Here is a 19,223-nt window from a genome sequence, read left to right as displayed (position 1 = left end):
TGTTCATCCCCCCTCTAGAATTCCATCTCGTCGTCGAGACCACGATCACGCCCAAGGTCTTTGCCTAAGGTCTGGGCTTCTTGCTGCCCCTTGAGCTGTGCCATCTCAGTCGCTTTGTCCTGCTGCAGAATGGATGCGCGATCGGTGAACACTTGGTCGCCGGTTTCCTCAAAAGTCATTTCTAGGAATTCTTGCGTAACAGTGATCTGATCGATCTTGCTCGGCAGCACGTCATCAAGCACTTCGTAATTCCCGCGCCGCAGCTCGCCGAGACCTTCCTCGCCAAGTTCTTTGAACAGCTCAGCCTGCAAGGTGCGCTCAACCGTCTCTTCTTGGACCTCCGACAGCTGCCCATCGCGCAGCATATCCGCCAGATCCTGCAGATAGGTATTTGGCGTGCGATCATCCTCATCAATCAAAGGCAGATCTGCCTCCTCTTCTTCTGCGAGGCTCAACCCGATGGCGACACCCAGTTCTTTGGCCCGTTCGGTCAGGGCTTCCATGACCCCATCGACGCGCTTCAAAGCTCCATCAAGCTGTTCGTCATTCGCACTCTCAACCGTCAGCCCGTCTTTGCTGAGGACCGCATTCATGTCCCGCTCAACCCAGTCCTGCGCCATGCCATAATTCTTGGTACCGCCTGCGGTGATCCGCGCCACCAACTCGTCACCATCCATGCCCGCCTCGTCGGCCCGTGCGAGGACATCGTTCAAAGCGCCGTCATTGCCCGATTGCAGCGCTGCGATCAGCACCTCGTTTCCGGCACCGGGTGGGTAAGGTTCTTCAAGTTGCTTGCCAAAGCGCGCCCGCAATTCTGGATCAGGCACCATCTGCGACAGGTCCGCGATGACCGGCGCCGCCTTGGCCTCGAACGCGGCGCGCTCGGACACGTCCAGCTCTTCGGCTTTCAGCCGCAACGCCTCAATCGTGCGCTCGGAATAGTCGATGGCATCACCGACGGTTTTGATATCTTTCATGTCGATCTCTCCTTCGGTGAATTTCCACGGGGTGCCTGTGCCGAGGTTCTGGGCCATGCCGCGCACGGCGCGCGCCAGATGGCGCTGGTCCATGCGGTCCAGCAGATCGGCAAACTCTGTGTAGTCTTTGGCAAAGCCCACGACCTGCGCTTGCGCAATCGCAGACTCCTCGGCCGTCATGATGATTTCGCGCGGCAAACGCGCTTCTTCTTTGGCGCGGTAGATTTCAGCGAGGCCTGCGGGTTTCTCGAAGATGCCGCGTTCAAGCCGCGTGGTGGCATCCAGCATGACGCCGTAGCCTTCCGCGATCTCAGCCTGCTTTTCGCGCATCAGCTGCGGTGACATCACGCCTTCGGCCCAACAAGAAAACCATGTGCCCTGATCGAGGCCGCGATTGTTCAGAATGATGTGGGCATGTTTGTGCGCCCGGTCGTCGTGCACGGCGAGAACGTAATCCCACTGATCACCGTATTCACCGCTCTCGAAGAAATGCTCGGTCCAGTCCATCGCGATGTCGCGGACCTGATCGACAGTGACGTCAGTCGGAAACGACAGAAGCATGTGCGAGGTAAACCCGAGCTTGGTCGATCCACGCCAGGTCTCGGACCACGCCTCGATGATCTCTGACTTCTGATCCTCGGATAGCACAGCGTCATCAGTCAGCGCATTGGTCATGGTCGAGTTGGTGTAGACCGCTTTGTCATTGATATAGGTGAGCTGATTGCCAAGGGAGCTTTGCGTCTTGCATCCCCCAGCCCTGATCCTCTTGAACACAGCAGCACGGCTCTGGCCACTGGCGGTCTTGGCCACGTTGCGCGCTGACATGGATCCAACACGCCCAAAGCTGCGCCCCTGCCGCCGGCCCGCGATACGCGCGTCAATCCGCGCCGCCGCTTTGCCCCGGATCCGCTCATCCTCCCAGAGCTTCCCCATGACGGAACTGTAGAGGGCAAGCGGATCAGCCATTGGAGATGCTCCGATCGATCACAGCCGCGCCCCCCTCCGGCGCGGCCCCTCCACACGAACCCAAGGCCACCGACTTCCGCGCCCCTTCGCGACCGCCCTCCCCCGCCACCAAGCGCAGCCCGGATGCCGCCCGCGTCGGCTGATCTGGAAGCGCCCGAAGGGCTGCATCCTCTTCTTCCTTTAACGGCCAATCCCGCTTGCGCCGGACCTGCGCTGCATCCTTCATTTGGCCAAGCTCACGGGTCATGCACTGCGCCAGATCAAGCAGTGAAACGAGCAAGGCCCGGTCCTCAGATGACACAGACACCTTTCCGCGATGCACTGCTTTTGCGAGCGCCAAACCTGCATCACTGACATCCTTGGCTTGCCGCCAACTGGCACAGAACTCAGCGACCAAATCACGGGGCACATCAAGGAACCCACACCGTCCGCGCAGCACTGCATTGAGGGCTTGAGAGCGGTTGGCAAACCCGCGTGTCTGCCACTCCGCATCAAAGGCTGCGAGCTCTGACGCTGAGGCGCGAAAGCTGACCCGCTCAGAGGGATCGCGCACAGCGAGACCTTCACCCTGCTCTTCCTTTGCAAGCCGCGTCACATGCCTGCGAGAAACGCCGTAGGCTTCGGCCAATACCTTTGGGGTTTCTCCTGCATGGTATCGCCGCGCCAGTTCAATGCGCTGCTCCAGCTTGAGGCGTTTTGGTCTTCCTGTCTTCATTTCGAAACCCCTCGGACAAATGTCGCAGACAAGTGGCATATCCTGCCAACGTCCTTTTCTTCTCCTTCCTCTATATAACAATATTATATATTGCGCAATTTATCTTTTTGCATTGATAGCATTTCAACGCCCCCTACACCGCCTGCCAGTAGCCATACCAAGCATTAGGCCTATCATTGCCTGCTCTATTGGCCGCCCGCACAAAGCGAACACGGGCCCGCACCAACCAAACAACATACAAGGGTTTGCGCCACCAAGTCGCATCAAGCCGTCAGCATGAAAACAGCAAAAAAGCTGACCCCCAACCGCGTCGGTGTCAGCCTTTGCAACTGCCCATCTGAGACCTCCGACAGGAGGTCACCCTCCCCTGCGGATCAATCCAACCGCAGAGGTGTCTGGCTCAATGAGCCAGATCCTGAGAGCGCAAATCTGCGCAGCGATCTTGGGCGATTAGAGCCTCGGTTGCGAGGCTGTCTATGACTTCGGGATGGTCGCCCACTTCGAAGGCTGAGAGGTAGGTTTCAAAGGCCATGTCGGCTTGCAGTTCTGCGAGGTCGAGGGATTGTTCGTATGTCATATTGTGATCCTTTCCATTGATCGTCGTTGGACGGATCGTGGAAAAGACTGGAGGCATCAGAGCGGGCTGCACCCAACTTGGGGCGCAATGAAATGGAGCACGCGACGGGCAATGTTTGTTGTGCGCGATGCACCGCAGCGCGCAAGGCGCCAGCCGTCCAGAAACCTTGCCCAAGCGTTGCAGGCCGCTCGCCTCCGGGCTAGCGATCTGATGGGCCAACAGGTCAATGGGAAGGAGCACAACGGTGGTGATAAATCGACCGTCGTCTATCAGTTCGCCTGCATGCGACAGAGGACAGTATCCCACACTCAAATCCGAAGTTTGGGCAAACTACACGTCAGCCAACCCGCTCCAAAAAAACGAACGACAGCTTCAAAGTGACAGGATCAAGTTTGGTTCAGTTGGTCCTCGAGAGCCGCAATCGAATCCAAGATTGCATCAAAGGATGGAGCCTCACCGAAGATCATCGCCTCGGTATTTTTGTAATCACCGCCCAATCGCGCAGCCATGTCTGCAGGTGGTGCGAGCGCAAACGTTCCGGGCTTTGCCGTACCTAGGTTGAAATCAGGACGGTTAAAAAATGTCTTCGCGTGGGCCACACAGTCCGCGCCCAACTCAAGGTCTGCAACAGCAGCCCTACCCGCGTCGGTTTCCAACATGCAATGCAGATCGTAGTAATGCCGCGAAATACGCTGCCCGTCTTGCTTCAGTTCACCGCGCGTCTCGAACCAATTCCGTAGCCCGTGCAAGATGACGACCTTGTCCCAAAACGTGCGCTCTGCATCAATCGTTCGAACCTCCGGAACATCCAAATCAATGCCGCCCAAATCGTCCGAAATGTACGGACGGATCAACTGCGGGCTGTTTGGATCCAGGGCGGATTTTGCCCCGGACTCGATTTTGACGGCGGCTTGAACGTATCCCGTGTCGGACCCGTCGACCCGTGGATACCAGACAAGAAGTGTCTGTCCCGTGCCATCATCAGGATCGATTTCAATCCGACCCTGCCCGCTTGTGTCCTCGGCGATCAGCTGGGACAGCTCCACCAAAAGCGGCCCAGTTATATAGGCGTGGCAATCACTCTGGATCGCTTCAATGGCAGCTTTGCGTTTCTTCCCAGAGAGCGCGGCTAGCGCCTCTGGTGTTTCGCCGTGGCCAAGATCATCGCGGAACACCGTGACGTCGATGTCTTCGGAAAACCGATCAATCAGACCGTAGGCCTTTGAGAGAGATGTCCCCCCTTTGAACAGGAGCCGTGGACCACCGGCAGGAAGCCGATGGTAGAGCGCATTAAGCGTCCAGCAGACCCAGAAGTCCTTCTCAATATTGATCAGCGGCGCGCCGAGCCTGTTGGCGGTGGTGAGAAACAGATCAGCGCGATCTGCAACGCTTGCAGCAATGATCTTTTGGAAACCTTCCGTGCTCATCCTTGATCTCCCTCGACCACATCAAACAGAGGCGCACGCAAAATATCTTGCATCCAGATCGGCATGGCTGACAAACCGCCCTTCAGATCATCCAAAAGAGCCGGACCTGTGTCCTTATCGGCAAGCAGACGCCGTATAGTTTTGCGAACAGTCGCCCCCTGGACATCATTCGACATGACATCATGAAGCCAATGCAGAGCCTGAACCAGATACATGCCCGGCCGCCCCGCCCAATATAGTCGACTAGGGGCAGCGTGTTTGAAGACGATCTTTTGATTGCCCAATGTGACCGGCTTGAGGCGTGCATCCACCAGCACCTCAATTTTGGCTGGCACCGCATTGGTAAGACCAAGCGTGTTCGCAGCCGTCATCCCATCAATCAACCAGCGGACTTGATCACGGCGCGCGATCGCATCGATGACAGCGCGGTAGTCTGGTACAGTTGATTTGCCTGTCAGCGCACTCTGGGATGGCTTGTCATAAAGCCCTCGCTCAATGCGCCGCAGTTGACCGCACGTGACCATGCGTTGCAGAGCCTTGTCGACGGCAGCACGACCACCGACGTCGGCAAAATCGGCCGGTGTCCACACTTGGCGCGGCGCATCGTCCATGCGTGCACGAAGGCGATCTGGTAGTGATTTGGATTGCACGTCATGAGTCATGTCCGAAATGTACTACAAGTTTCGGACAAACGCGAGTCCGAAGAATGTTACAAATTTCGGACATACATTCTTCACGCGAGGTCGAAATCTCACATCTGCACGTATTAAGCCAGACCGCCGAAGCGGTCTGGCTTGTTTGTTAAGCGGCCTCTTTGGGACCCCAGGGGATGATGGCCTGCAGGGACATATCATCTTGGCTCGCAGCTTTGCCAAGGTTGGCGTTGAAGGCGTGATCGCGGACCGTCAGGGTGAAGTAGTCAGAGCCGGTGTCTTTGTTCTGCTTCTTCCAGATACCACCGCATTCGACCAGTTTGCCGCGAGGGGAGCGGCCAAGGACACGGTGCGTCGGTGCCATGGGATTGCTGCTGGCGATTGGTTCGACTGTGATGTCGAGGTCGAAATTCAGGGTTGAAATGGACCCTACGCCTTTTGCTGTTTCGATATCGTCGCTTGTGAATTTGATGCAGTTCGTGGTCATTGCTTTTCTCCTTGTTTGCGTTGCAATGATGGTCACCTTGCAGCTGGCCAAGACCCTTACACACCGAAGGCGAAGCGCAGCGGAGAGGGGCAGGCGCCGCTCTTTTTGTCCCGCGAGGAATGGCCCACCTCTTATCTTTGGTGGGACAGGGGAAAAAGATCGGGGGCAACCTTTGTGGATGGGGCGACAGCTGCGACCAGCATTATCGAGCAACTCAACACATCAGGAGAAAGCCCGTGACTACGCCGCTGCAATCGCTCAAGCGATATTTAACTCCGCAAAGAGGTTGGTCAAGTCACTCACCCCAAGTCGATAAAAGTGAAGCATCCGAGCCATGCCACGGTCCAAGCCAAGCACCGCGACCACTTTCTCAATGTCGACCTCGCTTCAACTTCGTAGGCGGTTCGACCTGCTAAAGGACAAGGGCCCCTAAAACGACAGCGGGAATGCCGCTGGAAACCTATCATCGCCGCTTTAAGGAAGGGTCGGTCGCTGTCGTTACCCACTTCGATAAGACCCAAGTTTGCAAAACGGCCAAAGCCTGCTTTGTATTTTAGATTTTTCAATCGGATCAGTGCTCATCAGGCCATTCGCACTTTAGGAGGCTCAATACCTACTAACGTACGTCTTTGCATCAAAATCGACACCCTCTAGAGCGCGCGCAGCACCTACTTGTACAATCGGGGCGCTCTTAACATAGCCCGACCCTTCGCGTTGGTAGAAGCGACCTTCCGGATCAAGCATAAGATATGAACGATGCATGTGGGCGTTGTCCTCTGGTACGATCCGACAGTCGACGTCGTGATGGCGCGCCAAGAAAGCGTCAAACTGTGCGTCTGAAATTTCTAGATCTTCTGCGCCATGAATTGGGATCACTCGCAAAATCTTCCATCGATCTGGCCGGAGCTCAACAAGTGGCTGATTAAAATCGTCATTAACATTCTCGCGACAAACGACTGTGTTTATTTTGAGTAAGGTTTGAGGTGAGAATTTCCTAAACCGCGAAAAAACTTCCGAAAATCTTTCAAAATCAACCTGACGACCTTTGTTATCACGACGACCAATCTTCTGGTTTGTATCCCTGCTGAAGCTATCAATGCTAAAACCCGCCACAGAAATCATTGCGCCATAGTGTTCGATAAAGCTATCGGTCAAGAGAGATCCATTGCTGATGAATGAAGGACGTAGCCCAAGTTCAGAGGCCAGAGAAACGGCAGCGCCAAGCTCCTTCTCTAGGAAAGGCTCCCCACCTGCGAAATTAATCCTGATGTTCTTGACCGAAATTGGTCCAGACGGAAAATTAATCACTTTGCCACTGAGGGCACTTAAGTCGTACAAGATTTCTGAATAGTCGCGAGAGAAATTGGACTTTTTCCCGTACTTTGCATAGCAAAAATAGCAATCATAGTTACATGCCTCCAAAATATGCCAGTTTATTGTCAGCTCTGGAATATGCAGCATCAATTCCCTCTCAAGTTCAAATATTGACGGAAATATCTAGGTCGTTTGCCATGAGTTTTCCGTCCGCTATCAAAAATCGCAACACTCGTTCGGATTTTACCGCATCAAAGTCATGATATTCTGCATATCGATCATTACTCAGAATGAAGCTGGTTTTGAGATTCCCGGCTAATTTCAGAAGATATTCGTCGGCACCCGTCTTTGTTGGCGCGATGTATGTCGTGATAGATGGCCCGAGACGGCGTTTGATGTCTTTTGTGCTCGCCTTCAGTAAAGAACGAATAGAAGCGTCAAACACTACCGTAATCGCAAACTGGCCTGCCAACGCGGCAAGTAACGCAATGAGTGCGCGCAGTTCAATAAAATTCTGCCCCTCGTAACAGACGTTGTTTCCGTCGATCAAAAGATGCTCAATGTTTCTATCAGATTTTTCGAGTTCATCACGGATCCGCCGCTCCAACTTGGGAATGTTATTTTCAAGGCGCCGCACTTTACCTCTACGGTCGTTGATAACTTCGCTTGGACGTCCAGTCCCAAATCTACTTTCACATTGTTCATGTATTATTTTTCGCTCGTACCCGTTGGGTGCAGCATCGAGATTTCGATTAAAAACTTCAGCCGTAGCTATTTCCGAGTTCAGCGTTGAGACTTCAGACTGTAATCGTTCATACTCCTGCACATGAGGGCGGATTCGAGTTTCTATGCGTGTCAATTCCGCACTAGCCGCTGCGCGATCAGCTTTTGTACGATCGATGCTCTTAGGAATACCTGACAGAAGTCGAACTGTGTTTTCGAGATCGAATTTATCGTGTTCTGCAAGGCGCTTTTTAGCCAGCTCAACTTGGGATTTTGTTTCGGATAATGTCGCTTTATCGTTCTCGATGCGCTGAACGACCGCATTGGCTTTTTGCTGTAAGCGGGCCATTTCTGCCCGCAACTCCTTCTGCTCCTCATTAAAAAATTTCCAGAACAGCACCGGGCTAATTTGCTTTGAGCGAACGTCTTTCAGCTGCTTATCCAGCACAGCCTTGCTTCTCTCTAGGTTGGCAACCTCTAACGACAGTTCAGATGCCTTTGCATTCAGTCGAACCAGTTCTTCTCGTTCAACGTCAGGCTGATACGCTTTGAAGTTTTTGACGGCCCGCTCGAGTTCCTGATACTTATCTTGCAGGTTTCGCAACTGGGATCCCAGCTCTGACAATTGATCGCGCCGCTTTTGAATGGGCCAAAGAAATTCGTTTGATGCCATTTTTGGGTCTCCGGTCATATTCAGCCCGTCAAAAGAATCAGGCAATGTGTAGGGCATTGCCCGGCTGTCAATTCTGGGCCAGCTTGTAAAGTGTTGTTCAGTTTAGAGATTTGTTAAATGTCACTGATGCAGCATGTGACTTCAAGACGCTTTATCAGCAGCGTCAGTGATGTCCTCTCTCTCGGGATGCCATTCCCCTGAGTAAGTATTGAACGCGATCACGGGCGGAAAAAAGTATGGCGTCGGCTTGGGTTTTTCCCAGTTATTCTTACCGAAGAACCTCGAAAATACAGACACACAGTCTTCGGGCAGTGTCGACTTTCTGCGGACATTTAGCTCCGGCCTAAGATATGCGATCAAGGCATGCTCTGTAGCGTCTAAATCAGTCGGAACTTTTTTCCGCCTGCGCCCTGGGAGTCCCGAGGTTGTTATCTCACCAATGTAGAATTGTTTGATGTTCTGGGCTTGTAAGGCGTGATGGTTATTAAATCGGGTGTTGGGTCGCGTAGATAGGCCGACATACAAGACTTCTAAACTATTGGTTAGCCCACCAATCCCCATGTAGATACATCTATTAGTGGCCATCTGACGGGCTTCCGCGACCAAGCGATCATAAGAGTTATAGGGACCATACCAGTCAACTACTGAAGCAACTGGCAATTTAGGACCCTACGCTGGCAAGGAGCCAAACAGGAACGATTACCCACCCCAACCCCCAGACCGTTCTGGAAACAAAAACCGCAAATGGCGAGTCATAGCGCCAAGCAAACAACCAGCGACAGAACTTAAATGACCAAATAAAATGAATAAGAAACCACACAATCGCAGCAGCAATGATTAGATAAATATATAGATCGCTCACCAAAGTCCCTTCCAACGATACAGCGTATTCGATACCTTCCCATCATTGATACCGCAAGATTTACATGGGAATTTCAGTATTATAGCCCTCCAATTTGCGCCTCAACCTTGTTGTTAAGACACGAAAACGACCAAGCCATGAAGAGTTGAGACCAATTATGCGTATTGATCCATTACTTACTGCCTCTCCTGTGACAGGTGCTGTCCGCCACGTAACAGAAGACCTTCTCAAGGAGGTCTATCTTGCACCATTGGGTAAGCCCTTCGCACTGCAAGACCTTCTTACGATGGACCATGCCCCTTGGTCAGAAAGCTTCAGTGCTGCCCCCGCGGAAACGATAGCTGCGGTCGAGGACGGGCTTCTCGCTGTCATGCGGGGTACACGCACACTGGACTGGAGCGAGATTGATTTAAGCACCCTGCCCGAGGGTCGCGCCCGCACCCACTTAGTTGCGTTAACTGATCTTTGGCGAAAGCTTCATGGCTTTCCCGCACCGCTGTCCACCTGGGCCCATGTGTTACGCAGCAACGCAAGTGATGCGCTCGAAGCTCTGCCGATACTCAATTATGTGCAATGTCCTTTTGCAGATCCTGCCGAAACTGCACTGGCAGACGCTTTGTTAGCGCACCACGGTCCCGTCTCGGATGATGCAGCGTTGGCATGGCGCAATTCGGCGACCTCCCAAGACACCTTTGCAAATGGGGCCCTAGGAGCCATTCAAGCAGGACTTGGCAAGACTGCGACCCAAGTTAGTCCCGACGAGACGATTGAGATTTTCGGCTTGCGTGATCCTCGCCAAGAGGCAGAATTCGCGGCCGCAAGAGTTCAAAGCCTTCTGGACGCGGGAATTGTGGACACACCCGCTCAGGTCGGTCTTCTCGTTCCTGATGATGCCAGCTATCAGCGCGCTTTAGAGGAAGCATTTGACCGTGTCGGATTGCCTCTTTCGGGGAAGCCTATGGAGCCCGCGTTGCGGGACACCGTCGGCGAGCTGATGACACTTCTACTCGCATTACTTGAGCGTCCAGCTCCCCGCACAGCGATTGCCTCTCTATACATCGCGCCCTCTATGCCGTGGGCAAAAGAAACCGGATTGCGCATGGCGCGTGAGCAGATGGATTACGGCTGGTCGAGAACCGCAGCGGAGATCGATGGGCCTGCGCGCGAATTGCTCGACGCATTGCGTCCTTGCTCGACGCCCGAACAGCTTTTAGGTCGCCTCACGGCTATCGCTAAAGCCGCTCCGGAAGCCGGTCTTTGGCCAAAGCTGCAAGCAATAAGAACCGCAGTAGTCGATCAAATCGATTGGTCACTTCTGCGCAAAATCGCATCACCTAAACCCAGCGAGCCCTCAGGCCACAACCGGTTCGTCGAAGGCGTCTCGCTTTTTGCCGAGACTGCCTTACCTTGGCGACCTGTTCGACAGTTGATCGTTCTTGGACTTGCCGGCCGGACTTGGCCGCGGCCACCAGCCAGCAATCCATTCTTCACTGAGAGCGAAATTGCCTTGATCCGAGAGCATACGGGACTGCACCTTGCCGGACGCCAGCAAAAAATGGCGCGAGGTATTGAGCTTTTCAGGCGTCAGCTTTGCGCAGCTTCAGAAGCGACAACTTTTCTAGTACCTGCCTGCACCCTCGGCGGCGAAAAGCTGGCACCTTCCACTGGGTTGTCTCTTATCGCGCACATGATGGGCTTTGAGTCTTCTGAAAAGGCCATCCGGGACATTCACGCTGAAGTTCAAAACCTGTGGCCCGTAACAGCAGAGACCCCACTACCCGTTCCGTCTGGTGGAAAGCCAAGTGTACCTCCGATCGGGCTATTGCATCTTGGTTCGGATCTGCTGCGCTTACGTGAGGACGACGAAACAGGCCATGCTCCACAATCACCATCACGGCTCGAGACGCTCATCGTAAGCCCATTGGCATGGTTGCTGGACGAACTTGGCGCAAAGGATCGCACTTGGGGCCCAGAAACACTGGATGTGATGACACTTGGCACATTGCTTCACCACGTGATGGAAGTTGTCTTTCCTGAAGGCACTAAAGCGCCAGACCAAACGATGATCGCGAATGCGGTTCCAGCCGCGGTGGACGATGCAATCCGGCGCTATGCCGCTTGGCTGTCGACTGACGCGTGGGATACAGAGCGCCAAAGCCTTCTACGCGAGGCATATAATGTCACCTCAAATTGGGTCGTGTTTCTTCATGAAACTCAAGCTGAAGTGCTGCACAATGAGATCAGTCTTGCAGGCGACCATGGCGGGCTTTTGCTGCGTGGCAATGCAGATTGCCTGCTTAAGCTCCCTGATGGGCGTATCTTGATTATAGATCACAAACGCTCCAGCTCAGGCGGCCGCCGGGATCGAATGGCTAAGGGGTGGGATCTGCAAGTTGCGCTGTATCAGGCCATGCTTGAACGTCCATCAATTCAGACGCCCTTGACCGACCTCGTCGCACAAGGCTCCAATATTGTAACGGCCTATCACACGATGCTCGATGGCACTGTGCTGTCCGATGCGGCCGGCGCAGGTCTGCCCCGCGTAGAACACGCCTCCATTGACGCTTCCAAACAAGCGATGGACCATCTGGCGCAAGTTGTAGCGGAAGTCGGTGGCGGCACAATCCGCCTCAACCACGAAGACGATGCCGCAGCGCTGAAAAAAGATCGCGGAATTACGGCCTACGCCCTCGAAGACAATGCGTTTGTGTCTGCTTTCCTTACCTCCAATGACGAGGAGGACCAGTCGTGACCCAACTTTCAATCGTTCCCGCAGGTGCCGGAGCTGGCAAAACCTATCACATCCAGAAGACCCTTGCTGATTGGGTTCAAGACGGCAACGTCGCACCAGGGCGCATTCTCGCAGTGACTTTCACGGAAGCCGCGGCATCTGAGTTGCGGGGTCGTGTGCAGGCAGAGTTAATGAAGCGCGACCGTATTTCCGATGCGTTGGAAATTGACCACGCCTATGTTGGCACCATTCATGCCCTTGGCCAGCGGTTGCTCACGGAACACGCATTTGCTGCAGGTAGGTCTCCTGGGAACCGGTTGCTAAGCGAACCCGAGCGCGACCTGCTGATCCGAATGGAATTGGCAAAATGCGTAGGCCTGCGCCCACTGATGGAGAATCTTGCGCGCTTTGGCTACCGCTGGAACTTTTTAACAGGGGCAAGCGCAGAGGACGCATTTCGAAGTGATGTGCTGAGAACGGTCGACCTCATCCGAGGTTTGGGTGATCGAGGGTCTGAGCCAGGGATTCTGGCTCCCGCAGTAGCGGCTTTGAAGAAAGGTTACGGGCCCTGCGACCCAGATGGCGCGGCCTTAAGCGCAGCGCTACGCAGAACCGTTGTTGCCTTGTTAGATATGTTTCCAGAGTCTCTCGGAACAATACTTGAGTGCAATGCGACGGCCAAAAAAGCTTTCATTAGCGACCATCAAAATCTGCGTAAAGCTGCCCAAGACGAAACGCTTGAGACAGACTGGGCACTTTGGCAGAAACTCCGTGGACTGCGCAAATCTATGCGGGGGTCTCCCACACCCGAAGGGTATGATGAACTAGCCGAGGCGGTCACGGTCAGTGCCGATGAGTTACTGCGCCACCCTGGGCCTTTGGCAGACGCTTGCGCCAAAGTGACCGCACTCGTTACTGGAGCGCAAGAAGTTTTAGAGGCTTATCAACTCGCAAAACGCAAAGCCGGCCTAGTCGACTACGCCGATATGATCGTCGAAACCGAAACGTTGCTACGCACCCAGCCAGATATCCTTACGGCTGTGTTGGGGGAGATTGACTGCGTTGTCATTGATGAATTCCAGGACACAAACCCTGTGCAATTCGCGCTGCTTTGGCAGTTGGCGCAGGGTGCCAAACGCGCATTGATCGTTGGTGACACGAAGCAATCGATCATGGGATTTCAGGGTGCTGACGCGCGGCTGACCCAAGCTCTACAAGATTCCCATGCCTCAGCTGTCACCCCACTTGACCGCAACTGGCGGTCCGATCCCCGCATTATGGGGTTTGTGAATACACTAGGACCTGTCTTGTTTCCGCAAGGATACAATGCACTGGCCCCTGTTCGTGAAGAAACGGGTGTTCCAGCACTCGAGGTCATCAACCTACCCGGAGGCAGAAGCGATACTACGGCTGGCTGCGTCGCCGATCGCGTCGCACGAATGTTAGTAGACGGCACCCAAATATATGACAAGGTCACCAAGGCCATGCGTCCCGCAAAAGCCTCGGATATTGCGGTGCTTTGCTACACTGGATCAAAATGCGAAGCAGTTGCGGCTGCTATTGAGGCCCATGGTCTCCCCGTGCGCTTACAGCAGTCAGGCTGGCTTGGATCGCTTGCAATGCGGGTCGCGCGCGCTGCTTTGACTTATATTGCTGATCCAAGTGACCGATTGGCCGCTCTGACTTGGTTGACGCTAGGTCCACCGCGCATGCCCATTGAGGACGCCCTGCGCAACGCAGTCGACCGCGTTCTGGACACGCATACAGCGCTCGAACCTCTGGCAGCGCTGCATGAAGCAGAGCAGCGACGCCCTGTCTTCGACACGGTTACCGAGATGCTTCGGTCCACCAACTTGCGTGAATGGGCGGCAGGCATCGACGGCCCCGCTCAAGCGCTTGCCGACTTGGCGCGGCTGGAAGCCGAAGCGCAAAACTTTGACGGCCTTGCCACAGACCTGCGCAGTGCTGCCGGTTTTCATGGATATGGAATGCAAATCTTCCTTGGCTGGATTATCGCCCAGACAGATAAGGCATGGGACAAGCATCCCGACCCCGATGGTTGGTCCTCTTCGGGTATTGAGATTTCAACTTGGCACTCCGCAAAAGGGCGGGAATGGCCAATTACAATTGTCGCTGGTCTGGATCAAACATTTGCCGAGCGGCCGGGAACACTCAGCGCCGAATTTGACGGCTTTGAAGACTTGGGCAATGTCTTGAGCCATGCCAACCTTGGATATCTGCCAAAATTTGATGCGCCCGAAACACAGGCTGTTTTTGCGCAGGCCCATCAAGAACAAGACGAACAGGAGGCTGCGCGAGAACTCTATGTCGCTCTTACGCGCGCACGCGACCGGTTGATTTTGGTCCTGCCACGAGAAAAAACTAAAGCGAGAGACAAGGCCGAGCGAATGGTTGATCTGCTTAGGGATCGCGGTGGCCTTCAAACCGGCGCTGGCTTCTTGGAGGTTTGCGGAGAAAATTTTGCGGCAAATGTCACTGATGGCGCATCGGACGGGCCCGAAGTTGAGCCGAAAGGTGTCTTAATAGGCTATCCTCGCTTTGGCGCACCACGTCAAAATGTGGATGCGTCGCATACGCCCTGGCGACAAAGCCCCTCGACGCAGGAACCAGCCACCTCTCAAACGCCAACAGCAATTAACACCGTGGAACTTGGAGCAGCGATTGATACATCAGGTGCGGTATTTGCATCGGCGGCGGATCGCGGCACCGTCCTGCACTTGGCATTCCGCGTCTTGACCAATCAGCCCAACCTTTCGGAGCAACTCATTGCAGCGACAGGTCTTGCGCCAAAAGTCATAGATGAGATCGCCGTGCAGGCTGAATTATTGCGAGACAGACTCGCCGCAGAAGGTTATGATCAGCTCCACTTTGAACTGCCCGTGCAAGAGATCAGACCGGACGGCTCACAAACCAACGCGATCATCGATTGCCTTGCAGAGGGCCCCGATGGCTTCCTCATTCTAGATCATAAATCAGGCCCCTGCCCTGATCCTGAGGCAAGGTTTCACACCTACCTTCCGCAGCTTAGAAGCTATGCGCAACTCATGGCGCTCACGCGACCCGATAAGCCTGTTCGAAGCTTGGCAATAAACTGGATCGACGAAGGCAGACTGTCGTTTTGTTCGGTTGATAAAAAGGAATTTGCGTGATGTCACTTATTGTTAGGGACAACTTGGAGCACGAAGAACGTGCGAAAAAGCTTATTTTGAGATCGGATATTTGACAGACACCATGGAAAATGAAAGCAATTTCAAAGAGTGGCTTGAGCAAGGTGGAGCGCTTACTGCGTCAGGGCGCAATTCGCGCACCTATGCCGTCCGTACCATTGAACAAAACCTCTCTTCCCTAGGTATGCCATACAAGGACCTCCAAGAAGCTTGGGAAGCGGACAGGTTAATTGGTCTGCGTGAACGGCTCAAAAAAATGAGTGAAGACGCCCGCAACGGCGGACAAGTTTATCGCATCTTGATGCCGGATTCTGAAAAGCCCCATAACAGGCTTTCAAACTGGGGAAGTTGGCTAGGCCAGTATGGGCGCTTCTTGGCAGGCGATCCTCCAGGTGCGGCCGAAGATGCGGATCGCATCAGACAGTATGTTATTGAGCACTATATTGAGCCAGCGCGCGAGGAAGGGAATGCAGAGGTTGACGTTCTTGTTCGCGATGTAAACGGGGCTCTGGGGCTCAAAGAAGCATGGCCTAATATCTGCCAAGCACTTGGAGGACGAATATTTCAGGACCTGTCGCAACTTCCAATACCGGAACGAATTGGAGCTGATCAAAGTTCAGCTACAGTATTCCGTTTTGACATCCGCGACCAACCCGATTCCAGAAATGGTCGCCCATTTGTTCTGTTCGACGCTGAGGGAAGCCCTTATCAGCCCGTAAAGAACCACAACCGTACCAGTGGAATATCCGCCTTTTATATCAAACCAAAGGGCGCGAAGAACACTGCGGATGACGCAATAAAGACAGAAGATATTCAGGAAGTTGCACGAGCAGTTTTGCTCGAAGGCCTCGCGGCACGTATCAAGGCAATCTCCGGCGGCACAGTTAATTACCTCACCTACGGAGGAAATAAGCTTGTTCGTTACGAACTCGATCCTGAAATTGCAAAGGCGATTGGTGTTCCCTCTCGAGGTGGCGCCAATGTCGGATCAACCGAAGCAAACATCGATAACATGATGCCCAAAACGAAAATGGACCCCCATACCATGAACCTCATTTTGTACGGCCCACCAGGCACTGGGAAAACCTTCACAACCGCAGCCGAAGCTGTGCGGCTTTGTGGGGAAACAGTTCCAGACGATCGAGCCGAGCTCATGTTGAGTTACCAAGATCTTTTGGCTGCAGGGCGCATCGAATTTGTTACCTTCCACCAATCAATGGCCTACGAAGAATTCGTCGAAGGCCGGCAGCCTATGACCGGGTCTGAAGACGATGATGAAGCAGCGTCTTCAGGGTTTCGGTTGGAAACGGTACCTGGAATTTTTAGGCGCATCGCTAAACGCGCTAATACTAGCAAAGGGCATTCAGTGGGCAGCAATGCGATCAGCATCGCTGGACGGCAGGTCTTCAAGATGTCGATCGGCGAAGCTAAAAACCCTGAAGACGCACACTTGTTCGAAGAAGCAATTGAGGGTGGTTATGCGCTCCTTGGCTTCGACGATATCGACTGGAGTGACGAAAAATATAGCGACAGGGCTGCGATTATTGAGGCGTACAAAGCTGAAAATGACGAAAACGCCAACGCTGATGCTCGATCTGGCCCAGTCCAGATGCCCTTCATCTTTCGTAACTGGGTAAACCAAGGCGACATCGTTATTGTTTCAAAGGGCAATGGCATGTTTCGAGCGATAGGAGAATTTGTTGGGGACTATGAATTCCACCCGAGACCCGACGGCGGCTACGCCCATCGGCGTGCTGTAAGATGGTTATGGGTAGACCGCGAAGGTGTAGCAGTGAACGAAATTTACACGCGCCGTTTCTCCATGAAATCCATCTACGCGATGTATGATAGTGAACTGAACGTTCCTGCACTGGAGCGTTACATGAACAGCGGAAGCACCGACGGGCCCGCCGACCCAGAGCCTTTCGTTCTCATCATTGACGAGATCAACAGAGCGAACATCTCTAAAGTGTTTGGCGAACTCATCACTCTCCTTGAACCGGACAAGCGGCTTGGCCAGACCAATGCCCTAACGGTACGCCTTCCGTATTCAGGAGATGAGTTTGGGGTTCCATCAAACTTGCATATTCTCGGAACCATGAATACCGCGGACCGATCAATTGCTTTGCTGGACACCGCCCTACGGCGGCGGTTTACTTTTCGGGAAATGATGCCTGATCCATCCGTTCTTGATGGCTCCATTGAGAAATGTGGCATCGACCTGCCACGTCTTCTCACGACGATTAATGAGCGGATCGAATATCTTTACGACCGAGAGCATCAGATTGGGCATGCTTACTTTACTGGGTGCAACTCACTTGCTGACGTTGACCAAGTCATGCGTCACAAAGTTATTCCCTTGCTGGCAGAATACTTCTTTGAGGATTGGGATAAAATCGCGGCCGTCCTCGGTGATCTTAAGCCCCATGAGAGTGCTATATTAGGAAATTTCCTAAATCGTTCGGTCCTGAAAGCACCGCCAGGTCTCGAAGATGGCGATGCCTTACCTCGGTTTCGTTGGGAACTACGCTCCGAGAGTGAAGGCTTCGACTACACGATGCTCATAGGGGAATGATACGTCGTACGATCTGCGAGTGGCAACGCATTGCCTATGGCAGCGATGATACTGAGATCCCCGAAGCGCTTGCAGACGGTATAGTGGCCGTCGCTCAGACTTCTTTGTTTGCCGGACGTCGGGGCGAAGGGGTTTTAGAGCACGGCAGAAAGGGACTGCGCGCGCGCGGAGTTGTTGGGGTGATCGCAACCCCCGGATGTCAGCTTGAAATTTTGCCTAAGATAGAAAGTGCGGATGAAGAGGGCGTTACGAACGCCACGTTGCGACATCGTCTAATCCACATGTTAGCAGTGGCCTATGATCTGCCGATCGAGTTGGGAGCGTTGACGAACCTAGGTTGGCAACGAGATACAGTGTTGGAGATTTTGATCCGCCTTTTCTCCGGAAAGCTCGCTGATGCTGTGCGTCAAGGAATGCCACGCCAGTATCTAGAACATGAAGATGACCTCCCAGCATTAAGAGGCAATCTGGACGTGACACGGCAGTTCTCGACACTTGCCATCTCACCTCAAAAACTTGCCTGCCGCTTCGACGCACTTTCGCCAAACATTGCGCTCAACCAAATTATGAAGGCTACAGTCAATAAGCTCACGCGATTAACCCAGGCAACAGACAACCAGCGGAAGCTTCGCGAATTAAGCTTCGTCTACGCCGATGTTGCCGACGTTCCGCCTAACGCACTTCGCTGGGATCAGATCACGCTGGATAGAACAAACCAGCGCTGGCGTGATCTCCTCTCACTTGCTCAACTTTTTCTGTCCAACCGCCATCAGCAAACAAGCTCCGGCAAAATTGACGGCCATGCAATTCTCTTTGAGATGAATGTCCTTTTTGAAAAGTACATCGCTCGCCTCCTCACTCGTGCACTTGCCGGAACAGGACTTAGCGCCTCTACGCAGGGAGGGCAGCGAGATTGCCTATACGAGAGCAACACGGGTCGATTTCGGACGCGGCCAGATCTGATTATACGTAAGAACGATCAAATCGTTCTCATTATCGACACAAAATGGAAACGTATGACGCCGCGTATTGATGACCCAAAACAAGGCGTAAGCCAATCAGATGTATATCAAATGATGGCATACGGGCAGCTTTATCATTGCCCAAATATTATGCTCCTGTATCCCCACCACAATGGTCTGCCAGAGAACCCAATTATACAACATTACTCGGTTGCTTCGGTGGGTGCGGAAGAAAAATTGTCTTTAGCTACGATTGACGTATCCGGCTCAGCAGTTGGTCACCGAAAGGCACTCAACGGATTAGTCGTGTCATGCCTCAACAAAGTTTCTTCATAAACAGTGACTTAGAAGATGGGCGCAAATGACTTCACCGAGGCTTCACTTATCTTCGTC

At 53.6% G+C, this 19,223-nt stretch carries 12 protein-coding genes; 4 read left to right on the top strand and 8 right to left on the bottom strand.

Going from position 1 to position 19,223, the window contains the following annotated elements:
• Positions 1 to 14 precede the first annotated feature (14 nt).
• The 8 genes from KDD17_RS18160 to KDD17_RS18125 form a co-directional block, all read right to left on the bottom strand.
• Positions 15 to 1,943, bottom strand: coding sequence for a relaxase/mobilization nuclease domain-containing protein (locus KDD17_RS18160; protein ID WP_212706558.1), 1,929 nt, complete (start codon positions 1,941 to 1,943; stop codon positions 15 to 17).
• Complete coding sequence (locus KDD17_RS18155) at positions 1,936 to 2,658, bottom strand: helix-turn-helix domain-containing protein (protein ID WP_212706557.1); 723 nt, start codon at positions 2,656 to 2,658, stop codon at positions 1,936 to 1,938. The genes KDD17_RS18160 and KDD17_RS18155 overlap by 8 nt, the downstream gene beginning before the upstream one ends.
• A gap of 400 nt (positions 2,659 to 3,058) precedes the next feature.
• The gene (locus KDD17_RS18150) at positions 3,059 to 3,235 is read right to left on the bottom strand and encodes a hypothetical protein (protein ID WP_254797023.1); all 177 of its coding nucleotides are present in this window, start codon (positions 3,233 to 3,235) and stop codon (positions 3,059 to 3,061) included.
• 386 nt (positions 3,236 to 3,621) lie between these two features.
• Positions 3,622 to 4,662 carry a nucleotidyl transferase AbiEii/AbiGii toxin family protein gene (locus KDD17_RS18145; protein WP_212706556.1) on the bottom strand — a complete coding sequence of 347 codons (1,041 nt, stop codon included), beginning with the start codon at positions 4,660 to 4,662 and terminating at the stop codon, positions 3,622 to 3,624.
• Positions 4,659 to 5,273, bottom strand: a complete 615-nt coding sequence (locus KDD17_RS18140) for a DUF6088 family protein (RefSeq protein ID WP_254797022.1) — start codon at positions 5,271 to 5,273, stop codon at positions 4,659 to 4,661. The genes KDD17_RS18145 and KDD17_RS18140 overlap by 4 nt, the downstream gene beginning before the upstream one ends.
• A 190-nt stretch (positions 5,274 to 5,463) precedes the next feature.
• The gene (locus tag KDD17_RS18135) at positions 5,464 to 5,802 is read right to left on the bottom strand and encodes a DUF736 family protein (RefSeq protein WP_212706554.1); all 339 of its coding nucleotides are present in this window, start codon (positions 5,800 to 5,802) and stop codon (positions 5,464 to 5,466) included.
• A gap of 606 nt (positions 5,803 to 6,408) precedes the next feature.
• Positions 6,409 to 7,263: a viperin family antiviral radical SAM protein gene (locus KDD17_RS18130; RefSeq protein ID WP_212706553.1), complete on the bottom strand. Its 855-nt coding sequence runs from the start codon at positions 7,261 to 7,263 to the stop codon at positions 6,409 to 6,411.
• Between the two features lie 16 nt (positions 7,264 to 7,279).
• A complete protein-coding gene (locus tag KDD17_RS18125) occupies positions 7,280 to 8,569 on the bottom strand; it encodes a coiled-coil domain-containing protein (RefSeq protein ID WP_212706552.1) in 1,290 nt (429 codons plus the stop codon).
• A 962-nt stretch (positions 8,570 to 9,531) separates the two neighbouring features.
• On the opposite strand from KDD17_RS18125, the gene KDD17_RS18120 reads away from it, so the two are divergent.
• The 4 genes from KDD17_RS18120 (at position 9,532) to KDD17_RS18105 (ending at position 19,166) form a co-directional block, all read left to right on the top strand.
• The gene (locus tag KDD17_RS18120; protein WP_212706551.1) at positions 9,532 to 12,126 is read left to right on the top strand and encodes a PD-(D/E)XK nuclease family protein; all 2,595 of its coding nucleotides are present in this window, start codon (positions 9,532 to 9,534) and stop codon (positions 12,124 to 12,126) included.
• The gene (locus KDD17_RS18115) at positions 12,123 to 15,275 is read left to right on the top strand and encodes a UvrD-helicase domain-containing protein (protein WP_212706550.1); all 3,153 of its coding nucleotides are present in this window, start codon (positions 12,123 to 12,125) and stop codon (positions 15,273 to 15,275) included. Before KDD17_RS18120 ends, KDD17_RS18115 begins: the two co-directional genes overlap by 4 nt.
• An 82-nt stretch (positions 15,276 to 15,357) precedes the next feature.
• The gene (locus KDD17_RS18110; protein ID WP_254797019.1) at positions 15,358 to 17,868 is read left to right on the top strand and encodes an AAA family ATPase; all 2,511 of its coding nucleotides are present in this window, start codon (positions 15,358 to 15,360) and stop codon (positions 17,866 to 17,868) included.
• On the top strand, positions 17,865 to 19,166 hold the full coding sequence (locus KDD17_RS18105) for an McrC family protein (RefSeq protein WP_212706549.1): 1,302 nt from the start codon (positions 17,865 to 17,867) through the stop codon (positions 19,164 to 19,166). The genes KDD17_RS18110 and KDD17_RS18105 overlap by 4 nt, the downstream gene beginning before the upstream one ends.
• Positions 19,167 to 19,223: the final 57 nt, after the last annotated feature.

The sequence above is a fragment of the Sulfitobacter albidus genome, assembly GCF_018200035.1.
In the GTDB taxonomy this organism is placed as follows: domain Bacteria; phylum Pseudomonadota; class Alphaproteobacteria; order Rhodobacterales; family Rhodobacteraceae; genus Sulfitobacter; species Sulfitobacter albidus.
Note: the sequence above shows the minus strand (reverse complement) of the source record. Positions and strands in the feature narration are given on the sequence as shown.